At 57.0% G+C, this 16,092-nt stretch carries 19 protein-coding genes and 1 tRNA gene; 11 read left to right on the top strand and 9 right to left on the bottom strand.

Features of this window, described 5'->3' with window-relative positions; genetic code table 11:
- Nucleotides 1-286: 286 nt before the first annotated feature.
- The 3 genes from msrQ to ACRZ9U_RS19470 form a co-directional block, all read right to left on the bottom strand.
- Nucleotides 287-901: a protein-methionine-sulfoxide reductase heme-binding subunit MsrQ gene (msrQ, locus tag ACRZ9U_RS19480; protein WP_170408256.1), complete on the bottom strand. Its 615-nt coding sequence runs from the start codon at nucleotides 899-901 to the stop codon at nucleotides 287-289.
- 4 nt (nucleotides 902-905) lie between these two features.
- Complete coding sequence (gene msrP / locus ACRZ9U_RS19475; RefSeq protein ID WP_170408245.1) at nucleotides 906-1,805, bottom strand: protein-methionine-sulfoxide reductase catalytic subunit MsrP; 900 nt, start codon at nucleotides 1,803-1,805, stop codon at nucleotides 906-908.
- Nucleotides 1,806-1,936: 131 nt separating this feature from the next.
- Complete coding sequence (locus ACRZ9U_RS19470; protein ID WP_170408244.1) at nucleotides 1,937-2,476, bottom strand: winged helix-turn-helix transcriptional regulator; 540 nt, start codon at nucleotides 2,474-2,476, stop codon at nucleotides 1,937-1,939.
- 40 nt (nucleotides 2,477-2,516) lie between these two features.
- Here ACRZ9U_RS19470 and ACRZ9U_RS19465 point away from each other — a divergent pair, with 40 nt between their 5' ends.
- The gene (locus ACRZ9U_RS19465; protein WP_170408243.1) at nucleotides 2,517-2,894 is read left to right on the top strand and encodes a VOC family protein; all 378 of its coding nucleotides are present in this window, start codon (nucleotides 2,517-2,519) and stop codon (nucleotides 2,892-2,894) included.
- A 72-nt stretch (nucleotides 2,895-2,966) separates the two neighbouring features.
- Here ACRZ9U_RS19465 and clpB read toward each other — a convergent pair whose 3' ends face one another.
- Entirely contained in the window at nucleotides 2,967-5,585 is a 2,619-nt protein-coding gene (clpB, locus tag ACRZ9U_RS19460; protein ID WP_170408242.1) for an ATP-dependent chaperone ClpB, read from the bottom strand.
- Between the two features lie 127 nt (nucleotides 5,586-5,712).
- On the bottom strand, nucleotides 5,713-6,033 hold the full coding sequence (locus ACRZ9U_RS19455) for a hypothetical protein (RefSeq protein ID WP_170398514.1): 321 nt from the start codon (nucleotides 6,031-6,033) through the stop codon (nucleotides 5,713-5,715).
- 141 nt (nucleotides 6,034-6,174) lie between these two features.
- On the opposite strand from ACRZ9U_RS19455, the gene pyrF reads away from it, so the two are divergent.
- On the top strand, nucleotides 6,175-6,879 hold the full coding sequence (gene pyrF / locus ACRZ9U_RS19450; protein ID WP_170408241.1) for an orotidine-5'-phosphate decarboxylase: 705 nt from the start codon (nucleotides 6,175-6,177) through the stop codon (nucleotides 6,877-6,879).
- A 257-nt stretch (nucleotides 6,880-7,136) separates the two neighbouring features.
- On the opposite strand, the gene ACRZ9U_RS19445 is transcribed toward pyrF, so the two are convergent.
- Entirely contained in the window at nucleotides 7,137-7,535 is a 399-nt protein-coding gene (locus ACRZ9U_RS19445; RefSeq protein ID WP_170408240.1) for an NUDIX hydrolase, read from the bottom strand.
- A 91-nt stretch (nucleotides 7,536-7,626) separates the two neighbouring features.
- On the opposite strand from ACRZ9U_RS19445, the gene ACRZ9U_RS19440 reads away from it, so the two are divergent.
- Nucleotides 7,627-8,880: a DNA polymerase IV gene (locus ACRZ9U_RS19440; protein ID WP_170408239.1), complete on the top strand. Its 1,254-nt coding sequence runs from the start codon at nucleotides 7,627-7,629 to the stop codon at nucleotides 8,878-8,880.
- Nucleotides 8,881-8,882: 2 nt separating this feature from the next.
- Here ACRZ9U_RS19440 and ACRZ9U_RS19435 read toward each other — a convergent pair whose 3' ends face one another.
- Nucleotides 8,883-9,755 (bottom strand): N-formylglutamate amidohydrolase, encoded by an 873-nt coding sequence (locus ACRZ9U_RS19435; RefSeq protein ID WP_170408238.1) that lies wholly within the window; start codon nucleotides 9,753-9,755, stop codon nucleotides 8,883-8,885.
- Between the two features lie 149 nt (nucleotides 9,756-9,904).
- Here ACRZ9U_RS19435 and ACRZ9U_RS19430 point away from each other — a divergent pair.
- From ACRZ9U_RS19430 to ACRZ9U_RS19395, 8 genes are all read left to right on the top strand, one after another.
- A tRNA-Val gene (locus ACRZ9U_RS19430) sits at nucleotides 9,905-9,979 on the top strand.
- 92 nt (nucleotides 9,980-10,071) lie between these two features.
- Entirely contained in the window at nucleotides 10,072-10,197 is a 126-nt protein-coding gene (gene ykgO / locus ACRZ9U_RS19425; protein ID WP_005648635.1) for a type B 50S ribosomal protein L36, read from the top strand.
- Between the two features lie 185 nt (nucleotides 10,198-10,382).
- Nucleotides 10,383-10,769 carry a hypothetical protein gene (locus ACRZ9U_RS19420; protein WP_170398504.1) on the top strand — a complete coding sequence of 129 codons (387 nt, stop codon included), beginning with the start codon at nucleotides 10,383-10,385 and terminating at the stop codon, nucleotides 10,767-10,769.
- A complete protein-coding gene (locus ACRZ9U_RS19415; RefSeq protein ID WP_170408237.1) occupies nucleotides 10,759-11,280 on the top strand; it encodes a hypothetical protein in 522 nt (173 codons plus the stop codon). The genes ACRZ9U_RS19420 and ACRZ9U_RS19415 overlap by 11 nt, the downstream gene beginning before the upstream one ends.
- Before the next feature lie 20 nt (nucleotides 11,281-11,300).
- Nucleotides 11,301-11,864 (top strand): hypothetical protein, encoded by a 564-nt coding sequence (locus ACRZ9U_RS19410; RefSeq protein ID WP_170398500.1) that lies wholly within the window; start codon nucleotides 11,301-11,303, stop codon nucleotides 11,862-11,864.
- A gap of 141 nt (nucleotides 11,865-12,005) precedes the next feature.
- Nucleotides 12,006-13,022, top strand: a complete 1,017-nt coding sequence (locus ACRZ9U_RS19405) for a Fe(3+) ABC transporter substrate-binding protein (RefSeq protein WP_170566792.1) — start codon at nucleotides 12,006-12,008, stop codon at nucleotides 13,020-13,022.
- A gap of 116 nt (nucleotides 13,023-13,138) precedes the next feature.
- Complete coding sequence (locus ACRZ9U_RS19400; protein ID WP_170408235.1) at nucleotides 13,139-13,693, top strand: helix-turn-helix transcriptional regulator; 555 nt, start codon at nucleotides 13,139-13,141, stop codon at nucleotides 13,691-13,693.
- The gene (locus ACRZ9U_RS19395) at nucleotides 13,690-14,208 is read left to right on the top strand and encodes a GNAT family N-acetyltransferase (RefSeq protein WP_170398494.1); all 519 of its coding nucleotides are present in this window, start codon (nucleotides 13,690-13,692) and stop codon (nucleotides 14,206-14,208) included. Before ACRZ9U_RS19400 ends, ACRZ9U_RS19395 begins: the two co-directional genes overlap by 4 nt.
- 153 nt (nucleotides 14,209-14,361) lie before the next feature.
- Here the strand turns inward: ACRZ9U_RS19395 and ACRZ9U_RS19390 are convergent, their stop codons facing one another.
- Both ACRZ9U_RS19390 and ACRZ9U_RS19385 read right to left on the bottom strand, forming a co-directional pair.
- Nucleotides 14,362-15,606, bottom strand: a complete 1,245-nt coding sequence (locus ACRZ9U_RS19390) for a molybdopterin molybdotransferase MoeA (RefSeq protein WP_170408234.1) — start codon at nucleotides 15,604-15,606, stop codon at nucleotides 14,362-14,364.
- Nucleotides 15,599-16,084: a plastocyanin/azurin family copper-binding protein gene (locus tag ACRZ9U_RS19385; RefSeq protein ID WP_170408233.1), complete on the bottom strand. Its 486-nt coding sequence runs from the start codon at nucleotides 16,082-16,084 to the stop codon at nucleotides 15,599-15,601. Before ACRZ9U_RS19385 ends, ACRZ9U_RS19390 begins: the two co-directional genes overlap by 8 nt.
- Between the last annotated feature and the right edge of the window lie 8 nt (nucleotides 16,085-16,092).

Genomic DNA, 16,092 nt, shown 5'->3' with positions numbered 1-16,092 from the left:
AAAAACCTCAGATGCCCCCAGTCTCTCCCGAGCGTCTCCGCAGCTTCCACCGCGTCCCAGCACCTCAGCAGCGCCGGTGAAGGGCGTTCTAAGTATATCGCCCAGAAGCCGCAAGTGGAAAAATCAAAAAAACGCAAAAAAACGCAAAAACAGAATTTTATCAAACTAAAACAAAAGGTTACAAATATAATCCAGCCATTCAACCCGGAAGTCGCGGACACAGACCATCGCAAATCAGCGCCATGGATATGTTATTCACACTGTTACCCACAGACTCGCCTGCGAGTCAGGCTGAATCGGCTTGCCTAAACCGGATCAGGAATGATGTGACCGGCAGGCGCAAGGCCAGAAGACCCAGGATAATCGCCAGGTAGACCAATGGCTCGATCTGAAACCCCTTCGCCAGCATCACATAATGAAGCGCGCCCAGAATTGCTGCTGGGTAGACCAGACGATGCAATTTGCGCCAACGAGGCCCCAAACGGCGAACCGCCCAGTTGTTGGACGTGATTGCAAGCGGCAGTAACAATACAAAGGCAGCCATGCCCACCGTGATATAGGGCCGCTTGATAATGTCCGCCCAGACTTGGCTGGGAATCTGAACATCCAGAACCAGCCAGATCAACAGGTGCAATGCGACATAGGAAAATGTCAGTACACCTAACGCGCGGCGGAATTTCATCAGATTTAGGCCAGCGAAGCGACGCAAGGGCGAAATCGCGAGACCCAAAATCAGAAGCTGCAGCGCCAGTTCGCCAAACTCGTGCTCGAGCGCCTCGATCGGCTCGACCCCGAGACCACCGGTCATGCCCTGATAAAACAACCAGGGCGCAGGTAGCGCGCCCAGCAAATAAACGGCCCAATTGGGAAGCCGTCGCAAGAGGTCGTTGAGCCGTCGCATCATCTCAGTAGTTCTTCGCCAGATCCATGCCTTCGTAAAGGCTGGCGACCTCATCTTCATATCCGTTGAACATCAGCGTCGGGATTCGCTTGGCAAACAGACCTCCGCCGATTTGACGTTCCGAAGCCTGCGACCAGCGGGGGTGATCCACATTGGGGTTCACATTGCTGTAGAACCCATATTCCCTAGGACCTGCCATGTTCCAACTTGTCGGAGGCTGGGTATCCGTAAGGGTAATCCGCACGATCGATTTGATCGATTTGAAGCCATATTTCCACGGTACCACCAATCGCAAAGGCGCGCCGTTCTGGTTCGGGATGTCCCTGCCGTAGATCCCAGTAGCCATAATGGTCAGCGGATGCATCGCCTCATCCAAACGCAGCCCTTCGCGATATGGCCAGTCTAGTACCGGATACGCGACACCCGGCATCTCATCGGGACGATAGGCGGTCTCAAACGCCACGTATTTCGCGCCGTCCTGAACACCAGCCATGCCGAGTAGATCTGCCAGTTCAAACCCGTTCCAAGGTATCACCATCGACCAGGCCTCAACACAGCGGAACCGATAGATTCGCTCCTCAACAGTCATTTCAGACATGATGTCTTTGAAATCATATTCACCAGGGCGGTCGACCAGACCGTCGATGGTTACACTCCAGGGCTCGGTTACCAGTGTGTGTGCATATTTCGCCGGATCATCCTTGCGAGTCCCGAACTCATAATAATTGTTGTAGGAAGTAATCTCTTCCCATGTATTCGGTTCAAGCGCCTCGGCCGCCGCTGGCCGCGCCAGACCCGCCAGCCCGACACCCGCCAAACCGGCCATGACCTGTCGCCGGTTCAGAAACGCCGCCCTTGGGGTGACGTCCGCATGCGTCAGTTTGTTGGTCCAGCGATGCGCCATTTGGTTCTCCGTTATCAATTAACCTCGAAACTGAGGTAAGGTCTGATAGCACAGAGCCAAGGAAACAGGCGTCACGATTGAGCGAACAGATTGTAACGAAAATTAGGTACGCTTGGGCGCGAGGATAACGGTCACCCGATGTTCAAGCCGACAACACGGTTTATTTCGCACCCAAGATTGACCGCCTGATAGGTCGGAAAGGGCAGCCGGGCCGAAGTTTCGATATCGCGCCGAACCCAGTCCTGCTCCTCTAATTGCTTGAGCGAGGATGACAATGCGCGATCAGTGATCACCTGAAGATCCGACCTGAGCCTTGAAAAGCGCCGCGGTTGGCGGGTCAGCGCCAGAATAGGAACCGTCCAGCTGCGGCGCAGTAGCTTCAATTCAGTATCATCCGGCACCAAGGCCATGATTTCTGCCGCTACAGCCGCCGCCTGAACCCCGGCTTTGGTCAAACGGAATTCAGGTCGCAAAGGGTGCCCGTGGCCCGGGTTCCGTTCAAGCAAGCCAAGGCTAGCCAGATGCTCCAGACTTGCCGCAAACGCCGTCCGGCTTGCCCCCGTCGCGGCGAGCAACGGGGCCTGCCTGCCCGGAACCCCTTGGTGCAGCTGCGCAAGAATGTTCAGTGACCAGGCCCGGGAGGTAAGCTTGACAAGCAGTTTTATGTCCATAAAATATAGTTACTTTATTTTAGGACAAAAGGAAAGTTCCATGCCCCTCGTTTCCTTAGAAAACACCATCACTCTTGCCATTTCGGTCAAAGATCGCCACGCCAGTGCGCGCTGGTATAATGACAAGCTCGGGTTTGAGTTGATCCATCATATTGATGAGGCGGGTTGGAGCGAGATGCTCACCAAAACCGAAGGCGTGACCCTTGGTTTGGGCGAGCAGGCAGAACCCGCGCCCGGAAACACCGTTCCGGTCTTTGGTGTTGCTGATATCGCAAGCGCACGCGGTGCTCTGGAAGGGTCCGGCGTTCGGTTTGACGGCGAAACCGAGACGATCGAGGGGATGGTCAGCACCGCCACATTTTACGACCCGGACGGCAATGCAATGATGCTGGCGCAGGATCTGACCGGGCAGGTCTGAACGCTCTTAGTCGCAATACAAGCCACCAAAAAAAGACCCGCCTGGATGGCGGGTCTCTTCATTACCTGAGACTTAATGCACGACTGCATCATCCGGGCGCGGACGCTCGGACGTTCCCAGCCGGTCGCCGATGATCAAACCATCGGTTCCGGCGGTCACCGGAACGGTCTCACCATCCTTTATCTCACCGGCCAGCAGTGCTTCGGCCAACGGGTTCTGCAGGGCGCGTTGGATCACGCGTTTCAATGGGCGGGCACCGAAGACCGGATCATAGCCTTCATTGGCCAGCCATTCCTTCGCGCCATCGTCCAGTGCCAGCTCGATCTTGCGGGCAGCCAGACGTTTCTGCAGACGTGCCATCTGGATATCGACGATGCCATCCATATCGGCCCGCTTGAGCCGGTCAAAGATGATGGTCTCATCCAGACGGTTCAGGAACTCGGGCCGGAAATGCGCCCGGACCGCATCCATCACGTCGCGCCGCGCCTGCGCGCTGTCCGCTCCTTCAGGCAACTGGCTGAGCGCCTGAGAGCCAAGGTTCGACGTCAGGATGATCAGCGTCTGCTTGAAGTCGACGGTACGACCCTGACCATCGGTCAGGACGCCATCGTCCAGGACCTGCAGCAGCACGTTGAACACATCCGGGTGTGCCTTTTCGACCTCGTCAAACAGCACGACCTGATAGGGTCTGCGCCGCACGGCTTCGGTCAGCACACCACCTTCGTCATAGCCGACATAGCCCGGAGGGGCACCGATCAGACGGGCGACCGCGTGTTTCTCCATGAACTCGGACATGTCGATGCGCACCATCGCGTTGTCGTCGTCGAACAGGAAGTTCGCCACGGCCTTGGTCAGCTCGGTCTTGCCCACGCCGGTCGGGCCGAGGAACAGGAACGAGCCCAATGGGCGGTTCTCGTCATTCAGACCGGCACGCGCACGGCGCACGGCGTTGGCAACAGCAGTGACCGCCGCATCCTGACCGATCACGCGGGAATGCAGATCGTCTTCCATCCGCAGCAGTTTCTCGCGCTCGCCTTCCAGCATTTTCGAGGTCGGGATACCGGTCCAGCGTTCGACCACCGACGCAATCTGTTCTGGGCGCACCGTTTCCTCGGCCATCATGGCGTTGCTTTCGGCGTTTTCGGCCTCGGTCAGCTTTTTCTCAAGCTCGGGGATGACGCCATAGGACAGCTCACCCGCTTTAGCGAGGTTGCCTTCGCGCTTGGCGATCTCCAGATCAGCGCGCGCCTTGTCGAGCTGTTCTTTCAGATCGCGCGCTCCGGCAAGCTTGTCACGTTCGGCCTGCCACTGGGCGGTCATCTCGGCGGATTTCTCCTGCAGATCGGCAAGGTCCTTTTGCAAGGTTTCTAGACGATCTTTTGATGCCGCATCATCCTCAAGCTTCAGCGCCTCTTCCTCGATCTGCATCTGCAGGATCTGACGATCCAGTTGATCAAGTTCCTCGGGCTTGGAATCCACCTCCATCCGCAAACGCGAAGCCGCTTCATCGACAAGGTCGATGGCTTTGTCAGGCAGGAAGCGGTCGGTGATGTAGCGATGCGACAGGGTCGCCGCCGACACGAGCGCCGAGTCGGAAATACGCACGCCATGGTGCAGCTCGTACTTTTCCTTGATGCCGCGCAGGATGCTGATCGTATCCTCGACCGTCGGCTCGGCGACCATCACCGGCTGGAACCGGCGGGCGAGGGCTGCGTCCTTTTCGACGTATTTGCGGTACTCATCCAGCGTTGTCGCGCCGATACAATGCAGCTCACCCCGGGCAAGCGCAGGTTTGATCAGGTTGGCGGCATCCATCGCACCGTCGGATTTACCTGCACCTACCAGCGTGTGCATCTCGTCGATGAACAGTATGATCTCACCGGCGGCTTCGGTCACTTCAGTCAGAACAGCCTTCAGTCGTTCTTCGAACTCACCGCGATATTTAGCACCGGCGATCAGCGCACCCATGTCGAGCGCGAGAAGCTTCTTGTCCTTCAATGATTCCGGCACATCACCATTGACGATGCGCAGGGCCATGCCCTCGGCAATCGCGGTCTTACCCACGCCGGGTTCACCAATCAGTACCGGATTGTTCTTGGTGCGGCGCGACAAAACCTGCATCGAACGGCGGATTTCCTCATCCCGCCCGATGATCGGGTCGATCTTGCCTTCGGCTGCAGCCTCGGTCAGGTCGCGCGCATATTTCTTAAGCGCGTCGTAGCCTTCTTCCGCCGATGCGGTGTCAGCAGTGCGGCCCTTGCGGATATCGTTGATCGCTTCGTTCAGTTTCTGGGCCGATACAGCACCGGCCTCCAAAGCCTCTTTGGCTTTGGATTTCACCATACACAGCGCCATCAGAACGCGTTCGACCGGCACAAAGCTGTCGCCCGCCTTGGTGGCGAGCTTCTCTGCCTCGTCCAAAACCTTGGCGGTCTGGCCGTCCATATAGATCTGGCTCGCGTCGCCGCTGACCTTCGGGATTTTGCCCATGGCCGCGTCCAACGCCTCAACCACGCGGTTCGGTGCGCCGCCAGCGCGTGTGATCAGGTTGCTGGCCAGCCCTTGATCGTCGTCCATCAATGCTTTGAGTATGTGTGTGGGCTCCAGCCTTTGGTGCCCCTCGCGCAGCGCAATGGTCTGCGCGGCTTGCACGAAACCCCGTGCCCGCTCGGTGAACTTGTTCAAGTCCATAGCATTCTCCTTTTCTTAAGCGCCCCGTATTGATGCGCCCGCTTGGCGGCACGCGTCGGTCTGGGCCTCACATTCAATTTGGGAAATGTCTTTTCCCATTCAAGGGGCTAGAGCATATAAATCGGCGTCATCCGCGCGGAATCGAGTAGACGGAATAACCGCCAGTTTCTCCCATCAATTCAGCGTTATACATTTCGACCAAAGACTGCTCGGCACTGCTGCCTGTGGGGCATGAAACCAGATCAGCCGTATGATCGAGGAAGTTGCCGGTATAGGCTGTTTCCCCGGTCAATTGACACCAGTCGTCTTCCGATCGGTACCCACGCACTAACAGAAGATTGTCATTGGTTGGAGCCGGCGCGACACCGGTTTCGGGCGGATCGCTTTGAGGCGCGTCTTCGCATGCGGCCAACATCAGTGCCGCGCCAAGTACAATTACCTTTTTCATCATTTCTATCCCTGTTCTGAACGTCGGCACTTTAGCACATTGCGCAAAATAGTGAGTGAACTGCGTCACCTCGGGCTTCACACATGGACAGATCGCCCTGAACCCGTTAGGACGCAAACGTTTGCCAAAAAGGAGCGCCCCATGTCCGATGACCGCCTTATCGTAGCCCTCGACGTCCCAAACGCCCTGCAGGGTCTAGCCATGGCCGAGCGGCTGGGCGACTCGGTTTCGTTCTATAAGATCGGGCTGGGTATGTTGACCAGCGGCGGTCTGGCATTGGCCAACGAGTTGAAACAGGATCACGGAAAGCGCATTTTCTTGGACATGAAGCTGTTCGATATCGGCAACACTGTAGAAAATGCAGTGCGTGGGTTGGCTCAGTTCGATCTGGACTTCTTGACGGTGCATGGTGATCCGCATGTCGTACGCGCCGCTAAGGAGGGCGCTGCAGGCAAGGACATGAAAATTCTGGCGGTAACAGTCCTGACATCACTGAACAGGGACGATCTGGATGCAAGCCTTCTGAAAGCGGGTGACGTACAGGACCTCGTTGTAGAACGCGCGGCCAAGGCTTTCGAGGCCGGAGCTGATGGCGTCATCGCCAGTCCTCAGGAAGCCGCGCTAATCCGCGCCCTGCCCCAATCCGAAGGTCGTTTGATTGTAACCCCTGGGGTACGCCCTGCTGGTGCAGCTTTGGGCGACCAAAAGCGGGTCGCAACCCCGGCCAGTGCAATCGGCGATGGGGCCGATCATATCGTCGTGGGCCGCCCGATTTATCAGGCGGATGACCCCAAAGCCGCCGCACAAGCAGTTTTGAGCGAGTTAAATTCATTGACTCACCATTAGGCGAAAAGCCAAAAATTGCGGAAGGAACGGTGCTCAAGCAATTGACGTTAGGTCAATTTTTCGCGCCGCCGCGCCAAATCGTCCCTGTGCCCGAAAACACACATGAAAAACATGAGTTTTATGGCGTTCGGCTTGTGGCTATCGAAAAACGCCATTTTCGGCGATTCTACACACAAGACACTCCCCAACGGGCCATCTCTTCCTGAGGCTCGTTACCTCCCCCCGCAGGCGCGGGGGGTTTTCTTTCGAAGTCCCGTTCAAAGCTGCGCCGTTTCCGACAAATAATCCCGAAGGCGATCTGCAAAATTTGGAATGGCCAACGGATTCGACAGATAATCCTGCGGACAAATCAGCCTCCACCCCTGCCCTTCGTCCCCAAAACGGATCAGACCAACATCTTCCGGCGGGCGCAGGGCGACGTAGAACCAGCTTTGACCATATTGCCGTGACCAGACAAGATCGGTTGCGCACAGGCGCAGCCCAACCTCTTCATCTGTTTCACGCAACGCGCATTCGATCGGTGTTTCGCCTGACTTTTTCCCGCCGCCTGGAAAATCGAGATGACCTGGAAACGGGATATCAGATCGATCATCTCTTAGAATGACCAGCAGCTTGCGCCCCAGAAACAACGCTATTTTTGCCCCGGCGAAGTCCATCGGTCCTCTTTTTATCCTTATCCATTCGCGATACTTATTAACCTATCGAATGTCTTGATCAATCCGCCGCTGGCCGGAAAGAAACTACATCATGCCCGCCATCTGTCGCGACTGCCTGAAGGAAATTAAGCAAGGGCCGCGCTGCCCAACTTGCAGCAGCCCGAGGGTCAAATCGCACCCAGAGCTGTTTGACCTGACGATCGCGCATATGGATTGCGATGCTTTTTATGCTTCGGTCGAAAAGCGCGACAATCCCGAACTTGCCGACAAGCCTGTGATCATTGGCGGCGGCAAGCGCGGGGTGGTATCAACTGCATGTTACGTGGCCCGCGTTCGCGGGGTACGTTCAGCCATGCCAATGTTCAAGGCGCTTCAACTATGCCCCGAAGCGGTGGTGATCAAACCGCGTATGTCGCTCTATGCCAGCGTCGCGCGCGAGATACGCACCATGATGGACGAGTTGACACCTGATGTTGAACCACTGTCGCTGGATGAAGCGTTCATGGACCTATCCGGCACCGAGCGGCTGCATGGTGCACCGCCAGCGGTCATGCTTGCGCGTCTGGTCAAGAGGATGAAAGATGAGCTGGGCCTGACGGGATCGATTGGCTTGAGCCATAACAAGTTTCTGGCCAAGGTGGCCTCGGATCTCGACAAGCCTCGGGGTTTTTCAGTGATCGGCCAGGCCGAGACGGCTGATTTCCTGCATGACCGGCCGGTGCGATTAATCTGGGGAATTGGTCCGGCGGCGCAGGAATCTCTGGATCGCGCAGGGATTCGCACATTTGCTGATCTTCTGCGCTGGGATCAGGAGGCGCTGACAGCGCGGTTCGGGTCGATGGGCTACCGTCTGTGGCATCTGGCGCGCGGGCAGGACAAACGGCGCGTATCGGCCCATGAGCCGATGAAGTCGATCAGCAATGAGACCACTTTTTTCGAGGATACCGCCAGTCTTGAAATTCTGGACGGGCATCTGTGGCGTATGTCTGAAAAGGTAGCCGACCGGGCCAAAGCCAAGGGATTGGCTGGGCGAGTGGTGACGCTGAAGCTGAAACAGGCCAACCACAAGATCATCACCCGGCGGATATCGCTACGCGATGCGACTCAGATAGCGGATCGGATTTATCGCACCGCTCGTGGGCTATTTGATCAGGTTGGCGATCAGGGTCCCTATCGCCTTTTGGGATGCGGCCTGTCTGACCTGTGCTCAGAGGATCAGGCCGATATCTCGGGCGACCTTCTGGATCCCGGTGCAGAACGCCGATCACAGGCCGAACGTGCGACGGACGAAATCCGGCGCCGTTTCGGCAGTGATGCAATCGTAAAAGGTCGTGCGCTGCGCTAGGTCTATTCGGCGGCAAGTGACATTGGATCGGACCCGATACTGGTGATCTGCGCGGTGACCTGCCGCAACACATCACGCAACGCCTCAAAGTTGCCGTTCGGCTGGATCGTTTCCTCGTTCATATAAAGTGAACGATCGATCTCGATTTGAACCGCATGCTGATGGCGGGCAGGTCGACCATAGGTCTGGGTGACGTAGGCCCCTGCAAAAGGCGTGTTGCGCGCCACATTCAGACCCGCGTCGGAAAAAGCGGCCTCGATCTGATCAACGATCACACCGGAAGCGGCCGCACCGAACCGATCGCCCAAAACGATTTCCGGTCGGGCCCGGCGCGAGCCGCCGGCCAGCGCCACCGCCTCGTGCGGCATCGAGTGGCAATCGATCAGAATGGCCTGCCCAAACATCTGATGCGATTCCGCCAGCAGAGATTTCAGACGAGTATGGTATGGACGCCAATAGGTATCGATCCGCAGGCGCGCCTCATCCATAGTCAGCTTGCCGCTGTAGATCGCCCTGCCGTTGGCGACCACGCGGGGAATCACCCCGAGGCCCGAAGTAACCCGCGGATTATGTCCGTGACGACGCGCACCCTGTATCAATGCGGGATCCAATTCATCAGAATTGCGATTCAGGTCCAGATAGGCGCGCGGCATGGCCGCGGCGAGCAGCGGTGCACCGAATTCAGCGACTGAGGAAAAAAGCTGATCGACATACGCATCCTCAGAGGACCGAATCATATTGCGGTTCAAAACAGACCGCTTCAACAAAGACTCGGGATAGGTCCGACCGCTATGGGGCGAGGCAAATACCACGCAGGACGTACGCGTTGCGGGCATATCCAGAATATAGGCTGCATTGGTGGCGGCGTCGGGCATGGGCTCTCCGTTGTTCGCACTCAACATAGACCGTAAAATAGTTCTGCCAAACCCCTTGATCCCCCCAACGACTCCTTTTATAGACCCCGCTACCGGCGCGGGGTTCCGCGCCCCATTTCGTTATGGGGCAGGTCACGCAACGGTTTCATGGGCGGTTAGCTCAGCGGTAGAGCACTTCGTTGACATCGAAGGGGTCACAAGTTCGATCCTTGTACCGCCCACCATGAATTCATTGCTCTGGTCTTTCCGGGGCACCCGATTAACCCAGGCGCTGGCCACGTCTTTGATGAAGGCGCCGCAGATTGGAGACAGACCCATGAAGGTCAAGAACTCGCTCCGCTCGCTCAAAAACCGGCACCGTGATTGCCGGGTTGTGCGTCGCAAAGGCCGCGTCTACGTGATCAACAAGACGCAGCGCAAGTTCAAAGCTCGCCAGGGCTAAGAACTGCACGAACTTAATTCAAAAACCGCGCTTTCGAGCGCGGTTTTTTTATGCCCTGCTTCTAACGCCCTTTCATGTCGGCGGAAGTGCCGGAAATCGCTCCGAAAGTCCGGTTCTGAGATTTAGTATTGTTATGAGACGGTCTCGTGCTACGCTTTCCCTGTTTTTTATGACGGGAGGTCGGGTTGGCCAACGATGATCTGGATACGCTATTAGGAACAACCCTGACCGAGATGGTGGCCGATATAGGCCGAAGCGTGGCCCAGGCCGCCGAACAGCTTAGCCTCGATCAGTTGAACGCGCTGAAGAACTATCCTCAGGAACTGCGCGAGATGGGCATTCCGCCAGTCTTTTACCACATGCAGGATGTCGATGTAGAATTGAAGGTCGTCATGGAGATGACCAGTACCACAGAAGAAGGCAAACGCGGGATCATTGGCGCGTTTCTGTGTGGGCCAAAACTGACGCAGACAGATACGCTCGATGCCAGCAGCGCGTCGACCATGCGGATGCGGTTCGCGCCGGGACCGGTGGATGAAGGTGGTTCTGGTGGAGGGGTCGATGGCGACTAAAAAGGACAAGACCCCCAAAAAACAGCCTATAGATGTGCGCGTCACCGAACTGCCCGAGGCCTTCACCACACTGCTTCAGTCATTGGAAAACCGCCTGACCGCGTTGGAGGCGCGCGAGGTCGTGTTGCTGGAGACGATCCAGGACCTGCAAGACCAGATCGACGATCTGGAAGAAGGAGGCAGTGGCATGCTGATGGGTTCGGGTTCTCCGGTGGTGAACCCAATGGCCGGAGGCCAGGGCGGAATGGAGGCTGAAGACAAAGATACGCAGATCGTGGATGCGCAGGTTTTTTCGCAGGCCCTGGGCGAACAGATCCTTGCAGGATCCGACGGCAGCGACGATTTCACCATCGACAATGTCCAGGTCGAAGCCTTTGTTGGGCTTGGTCGGGATGGCGACAAAGCCCAGTTCGCTACAAACGCGAAGAAACAGGCGGTCAGCCAGAACGCAGCGAAGGTCTCGTTCTCGGTCAAAAGACGGTCCGCAACGAAGATTATTGATAGAGACTGAATTCACAAAGGAGATTGGAAATGAGTATCGGGCAGGAACTGCTAAACGTCCCTTTCGCGGAAATGGTTCAGAAACTGGCGATTTCCGTGGCAGAGTCGCAAACTGAATTGGATAGACATTCGACTGATATCGCCAAATACATGGCGGATCAGAAGATCCAGCTTCCCGACCTATCCAACCCCGATGGTCCCCCAAAGGAATTCAGCCTCGTGTCGATGGGTTTCCTGCCCGCGTTCTATGCGGTGCAAGAGGCCGAGATCGAGGTAAAGATGGCGATCTCGATGACCAAACAGACCGAGAAATCAGGCAGCGCATCGGTCAAAGGTGGCTGGGGACCCGTGGCGGCGCAGGTCAACGCAAGTTATTCCTCGCGCTATGCCTATAATCAGGAAGGCGCAAGTAGGCTGTCAATCAAGCTGGCCCCAGCTGATCCGCCGGTCATGCTGCAGAAATACATGGAAGCGGTAACACAGGCGATGCTGACCAAAGAACCGGTGCTCAGCGACGATCCGGACCCCGAGCCGGCACCGTCACCCGTCCCACCGCAACCCGAAAGAAAACAAAGTAGGCGGCGTCAATCCTGAAGGGGCCGTCCGGCAAGGTAAGTTCAGCGACGTTTTGACCAACTAATTTTGTCGGATTTCCTTGCATCCCACCGAGAATCGTTTAATTGACCAAATCAGTCGGGTTAATCCCCGTCACGATTTTCAATGTTGGGACAAATGATGCTGAAATCCTCTACCTGCTTTGCCGCCACCCTGACGGCCCTGATCGCCACCTCTGCCGCAGCCGAGGGCGAGCTGAACCTGTATTCCTCGCGCCACTACGACACCGACGAACGCCTGTATTCCGACTTCGAAGAGGCCACCGGCATCACCATCAACCGCATCGAAGGCAAGGCCGACGAACTGATCGCGCGGATGGAAGCCGAAGGCGCAAACTCGCCCGCTGATATCTTGCTGACGGTCGACACTTCGCGTCTGGCGCGCGCCAAAAACGCAGGCATCCTGCAACCAGTCGAAAGTACGGTATTGGAGGAGCGTATCCCTTCGAACCTACAGGACGAAGACAATCAGTGGTACGGCTTTTCGCAGCGCGCGCGGATCATCTTCTTTGACAAAGCTGATGTCGCTAACCCGCCTGCAACTTATCTGGATCTGGCAAAGCCTGAGTATCAGGGGCTGGTTTGCATTCGCTCGTCCAGCAATACCTATAATCAGACGCTTTTGGCATCGATCATCACCAATCACGGTGTGGAAGAAGCCAGGAAATGGGCCGAAGGTATCGTTGCCAATATGGCACGCAAACCTCAGGGCGGTGACACCGACCAACTGCGCGGCATCGTATCGGGTGAGTGCGAGATTGCAGTTTCGAACTCATACTATTTCGCCCGCGCCATACGCAAAGACGTCAAAGACCTGAGCGCGGATATCGAGATGATCGGCGTGCAGTTCCCGGCACAGGACGCCGAAGGCGCGCATATGAACCTTTCGGGTGCGGGCGTCGCAGCTAACGCGCCGAACAAAGAGAACGCGATTAAGTTCCTAGAGTATCTCGCAAGCGATCAGGCACAGGTCTACTTCTCGAACGGAAACGATGAATTCCCCGCTGTCGAAGGCGTTGCGCTGGCTGAGAACGTGGCCGCTTTGGGGGAATTCAAAGCGGATAAGGTGAACCTATCAGAAGTCGCCAAAAACATCCCCGAGGCACAGAAGATCTTTAACGAAGTTGGCTGGAAGTAATCCAGTCCGATACCCGAGCAGCAAAAGGGCGCAGATTTCTGCGCCCTTTTTCTATTGTGTTTGAAGTAAAGCAAGGCAATAATCCCATATTCGTAACTGATTCCCATATGTGAGCCATGCTCGACACACTATCAAACCGCCTCGCTAAGCGTCTGAACGAGCTGCGCCAGGGTCATGGCTGGTCGCTTGAGCAGCTGGCAGACCAAAGTGGGGTCAGCCGGGCGACACTGTCGCGAATGGAAAACGGTGATGTCAGCCCTACCGCTGAAACGCTTGGCCGTTTATGCGCAGCATACGGCCTGCCCATGTCACGCCTGCTGATGATGGTCGAAGACAGTTTCGATCCCAAAGTACCTTTCGAGAAGCAGCCTGAATGGCATGACCCCGAAAGCGGGTTTACCCGCCGTTCGGTTTCACCACCGGCGACTGGCCTCAGTGGGGAAGTAATGGAAGGTCATTTGCCCCCAGGTACTGTCATCACCTACGATACTCCGCCCAAGCCGGGACAGGAGCACCACCTGATCCTACTTGATGGAGGGCTAACGTTGACAGTGGACGGGATTGCCCATGCGCTCAGCGGCGGCGACTGCCTTCGCTATCACCTGTCGGGGCCAACGCAGTTCGAAACCGGACCCAAACGCGGTGCGCGCTATCTGTTGGTGCTGATATGATTACGCGATTGCCACAGGAATATTTCGACGAAGCGCTTGAGGATCTGACCGATATCCTGCACCGCTGTGTCCATACCGGTGCCAGTATCGGGTTCATCCTTCCTTTTTCGCGAGACGATGCCCGCGCCTATTGGCGGGACAGGGTGCAGCCCGAACTCCGCGCGGAGACACTCGATCTCTTTGTCGCATATGGTGACGGACGCATTCTGGGCACAGTGCAACTGATCCCCGCCGCAATGCCAAACCAGCCGCATCGCGCGGATGTGGCAAAACTGCTGGTTCATCCGCAGGCTCGCCGTCGTGGTTTGGGTCGGTCGCTGATGGAGGCACTGCATGAACGTGCTCAGGAATTGAAACGCACGATGCTGGTGCTGGACACCCGTAGCAGCGATCCTTCACGCTTGCTGTATCAGTCGATGGGTTTTCAGATTGCCGGAGAGATCCCGAACTATTGCCGAAACCCGTTTGAGGATCGGCTGGAGCCGACCACTTACATGTTCAAGGACGTCACCTAGCTGCCCGTCGCGCGTACATTCGCGACAGAGCATTCGGCGATCCCCAAAGGTCCCGACATAGGTCGGCACCAAAGGCCTACAGCCGCGCGCCATCGACAGCAAAGGGCGCTCGTTGACCAAAGAATTTGATACCTCAAGCGCATCGGGATCCATCTAGAATCGAAGGAAATCCAGAGCTTCTCCGGCTGGCAGCTTCTCAGTTTCTGCCGGAATAATTGCCAGACCATCGGCCTGTGCAAGAAGGGCAACGCGCCCGCTGTAAGACTCGGCCATCAGGCGCAATCGCGGTGCGCCATTCGGTGTACATCCGTCGATGCTTACCGGGCGGTACTCACGCCGCCCCGCGCGGCGTTGAATAGGTTCTGCTAAAACCGCCTGCTCGGGGGTGCGTTCGTTCCGATGCAGACCGGCACGGCGTTCCATCATCCGCGCACCAATGATCTGCCACGTAACAAAGGCCGAAACCGGATTTCCTGGCAGGCCCACATAAAGCGCATCACCCCGACAACCGAACATGATCGGTTTGCCGGGTTTCATCGCCACTTTCATCACCTCGGTTTCGCCACCGATTTCACTGAACAGGCGCGGCATGTGGTCTTCGTCCCCGACCGAAACACCGCCCGTGGTGATGATCAGGTCCGAGCTATTACAGGCATCCCTCAAGACCTGCTTCAGCAGCACCGGATCATCTTCGACCGGGCCTCGGTCGGCTAGTTCGATCCAGGGTTTATCCAGCAAAGCCAAAAGCATGTACCGGTTCGAGTTGTAGATCTGTCCGGGGCCAAGCGCTTCACCCGGCTGGCGCAGCTCGCTACCGGTCGAGAAGATCGTGACCTTGAGCTTGCGAAAAACCTTCACCTCGCCACAACCAGCCGAGGCCAACGCGGCGGCCTCACGCGCGGAAATTTCACACCCGCGCCGCAGGATCGGGGCACCAGCTTTCAAATCCTCGCCCGCGCGACGGATATGCTGACCGGATTTTGGACGGCGGTTGAACCGGATGCGATCGGACTGAAACTCACAGTCTTCCTGCATTAATACCGCATCGAACTCAGACGGCACCGGCGCTCCTGTGAATATACGCAAGGCACTGCCATCCGGCGCATCGTGTGCGCCGCTATCGCCGGCGGCTATGCGACCGCCAACTAGCAGTTCGAACACAGGCCCCTCGCCCAGATCGGCGCTGCGAACGGCATAGCCGTCCATGGCCGAATTATCGAAGGCGGGCATGTCTACATTGCTAGCGCAATCCTCGGCCAATATCCGGCCAATGGCCTGCACCAGCGGCAGTGTTTCGATATCCGTGATGGGGTTGGCCACGGACAAACCGCGCCTTAGGGCGTCATCTACGGTCAGGTACATATGAGCATGGTGGTCGCAGGCACATCCATCAGCCATTTTGGGCCTCCATATACGCAAAGAGCTCTTCGAAACCGACCCGCTCGGCCTCTCCAAGTTTAGGTAGATAGGCCTTGGCTTCTTCGAGATTCGAGCTTGGATCACCAACTACCAGCAGCATGACCATTCCGTGACGCCCATGAACGCGGCAACGGATGCCGTAGACTCCCTCTTTCTCGAAAGTCAGATCCAGTTCGGGTTTGCCCCGAATCTCGAAGACGCGCGCGCCCACGGGTATCATTCGAGGAATGGCAGTGACCGTGTGCCGCCCGGTCGAGCCTTTGAAACGCACAGTCGCCCCAGCGGGAACCTGCAGGAATTTGGGTTCGAACCGAAATGCATGCGCCGGAGTGTCGGCGTTCAGGTCGATGACCTGATGAACTACGGCAACCTCGGGGATCTCCTCGGCCAGTGCGACACTACCAAAAGCCATTGCCCCCGTTAGAATCGCCGCGCCTAGTTTCAGCGAAATCGCCATCTATCCCT

The organism is Ruegeria sp. D7, assembly GCF_056534355.1.
Note: the sequence above shows the minus strand (reverse complement) of the source record. Positions and strands in the feature narration are given on the sequence as shown.

Coding starts and splice junctions, on each gene's coding strand:
- ACRZ9U_RS19385 (WP_170408233.1), bottom strand. CDS start 16,084: ATGGCGATTTCGCTGAAACTAGGCGCGGCGATTCTAACGGGGGCAATG.
- ACRZ9U_RS19455 (WP_170398514.1), bottom strand. CDS start 6,033: ATGAAAAAGGTAATTGTACTTGGCGCGGCACTGATGTTGGCCGCATGC.
- ACRZ9U_RS19410 (WP_170398500.1), top strand. CDS start 11,301: ATGAGTATCGGGCAGGAACTGCTAAACGTCCCTTTCGCGGAAATGGTT.
- ACRZ9U_RS19390 (WP_170408234.1), bottom strand. CDS start 15,606: ATGGCTGATGGATGTGCCTGCGACCACCATGCTCATATGTACCTGACC.
- ACRZ9U_RS19405 (WP_170566792.1), top strand. CDS start 12,006: ATGCTGAAATCCTCTACCTGCTTTGCCGCCACCCTGACGGCCCTGATC.
- pyrF (WP_170408241.1), top strand. CDS start 6,175: ATGTCCGATGACCGCCTTATCGTAGCCCTCGACGTCCCAAACGCCCTG.
- ACRZ9U_RS19465 (WP_170408243.1), top strand. CDS start 2,517: ATGCCCCTCGTTTCCTTAGAAAACACCATCACTCTTGCCATTTCGGTC.
- ACRZ9U_RS19415 (WP_170408237.1), top strand. CDS start 10,759: ATGGCGACTAAAAAGGACAAGACCCCCAAAAAACAGCCTATAGATGTG.
- clpB (WP_170408242.1), bottom strand. CDS start 5,585: ATGGACTTGAACAAGTTCACCGAGCGGGCACGGGGTTTCGTGCAAGCC.
- ACRZ9U_RS19395 (WP_170398494.1), top strand. CDS start 13,690: ATGATTACGCGATTGCCACAGGAATATTTCGACGAAGCGCTTGAGGAT.
- ykgO (WP_005648635.1), top strand. CDS start 10,072: ATGAAGGTCAAGAACTCGCTCCGCTCGCTCAAAAACCGGCACCGTGAT.
- ACRZ9U_RS19435 (WP_170408238.1), bottom strand. CDS start 9,755: ATGCCCGACGCCGCCACCAATGCAGCCTATATTCTGGATATGCCCGCA.
- msrP (WP_170408245.1), bottom strand. CDS start 1,805: ATGGCGCATCGCTGGACCAACAAACTGACGCATGCGGACGTCACCCCA.
- ACRZ9U_RS19400 (WP_170408235.1), top strand. CDS start 13,139: ATGCTCGACACACTATCAAACCGCCTCGCTAAGCGTCTGAACGAGCTG.
- ACRZ9U_RS19470 (WP_170408244.1), bottom strand. CDS start 2,476: ATGGACATAAAACTGCTTGTCAAGCTTACCTCCCGGGCCTGGTCACTG.
- ACRZ9U_RS19440 (WP_170408239.1), top strand. CDS start 7,627: ATGCCCGCCATCTGTCGCGACTGCCTGAAGGAAATTAAGCAAGGGCCG.
- msrQ (WP_170408256.1), bottom strand. CDS start 901: ATGCGACGGCTCAACGACCTCTTGCGACGGCTTCCCAATTGGGCCGTT.
- ACRZ9U_RS19445 (WP_170408240.1), bottom strand. CDS start 7,535: ATGGACTTCGCCGGGGCAAAAATAGCGTTGTTTCTGGGGCGCAAGCTG.